The organism is Burkholderia sp. ABCPW 111 (assembly GCF_000773065.1).
Classification (GTDB): domain Bacteria; phylum Pseudomonadota; class Gammaproteobacteria; order Burkholderiales; family Burkholderiaceae; genus Burkholderia; species Burkholderia savannae.
Window position 1 is genome coordinate 1 of record NZ_JPWT01000046.1, and the last position, 1,203, is coordinate 1,203.

1 protein-coding gene is annotated in these 1,203 nt (G+C 72.3%); it reads left to right on the forward strand.

Annotated elements, in window-relative coordinates; genetic code table 11:
- Positions 1-4: 4 nt before the first annotated feature.
- Positions 5-1,203, forward strand: a 1,199-nt coding sequence (gene pcaF / locus X946_RS05905; protein WP_038744858.1) for a 3-oxoadipyl-CoA thiolase, incomplete at its 3' end; no start/stop codon positions are given.

Consider the following 1,203-nt stretch of genomic DNA (forward strand, 5'->3'; position numbering starts at 1 on the left):
CGACATGACCGAAGCATTCCTGTGTGACGCAATCCGCACGCCGATCGGCCGCTACGGCGGGGCCCTCGCGCCGGTGCGGGCCGACGACCTCGGCGCCGTGCCGCTCAAGGCGCTCGTCGAGCGCAACCGCGACGTCGACTGGGCCGCCGTCGACGACGTCATCTACGGCTGCGCGAACCAGGCCGGCGAAGACAACCGCAACGTCGCGCGCATGTCGCTGCTGCTCGCCGGCCTGCCCCAGGCCGTGCCCGGCTCGACCATCAACCGCCTCTGCGGCTCCGGGATGGACGCGATCGGCGTCGCCGCTCGCGCCATCAAGGCCGGCGAGGCCGGCCTCATGATCGCGGGCGGCGTCGAGAGCATGAGCCGCGCGCCGTTCGTGACCGGCAAGGCGACGAGCGCGTTCTCGCGCCAGGCCGAGATCTTCGATACGACGATCGGCTGGCGCTTCGTCAATCCGCTGATGAAACAGCAGTACGGCGTCGATTCGATGCCGGAGACGGCCGAGAACGTCGCGACCGATTACCGCGTGAGCCGCGCCGACCAGGACGCGTTCGCGCTGCGCAGCCAGCAGAAAGCGGCGCGCGCGCAAGCCGACGGCACGCTCGCGCAGGAGATCGTGCCGGTGACGATTGCGCAGAGGAAAGGCGAGCCGGCCGTCGTGTCGCGCGACGAGCATCCGCGCGAGACATCGCTCGACGCGCTCGCGAAACTCAAGGGCGTCGTGCGGCCGGACGGCACGGTGACGGCGGGCAACGCGTCGGGCGTGAACGACGGCGCGTGCGCGCTGCTCGTCGCGAGCGAGGCGGCCGCGCGGCGTCACGGGCTCGTGCCGCGCGCGCGCGTGCTGGGGATCGCGACGGCGGGCGTCGAGCCGCGGGTGATGGGCATCGGCCCGGCGCCGGCCACGCACAAGCTGCTCGCGCGGCTCGGGATGACGATCGACCAGTTCGACGTGATCGAGCTGAACGAGGCGTTCGCCTCGCAGGGGCTCGCGGTGCTGCGCCTGCTCGGCGTCGCGGACGACGATGCGCGGGTGAATCCGAACGGCGGCGCGATCGCGCTCGGGCACCCGCTCGGCGCGTCCGGCGCGCGGCTCGTGACGACCGCGACGTACCAGCTGCATCGCACGAACGGCCGCTACGCGCTCTGCACGATGTGCATCGGCGTCGGTCAGGGGATCGCCATCGCGATCGAGCGCGT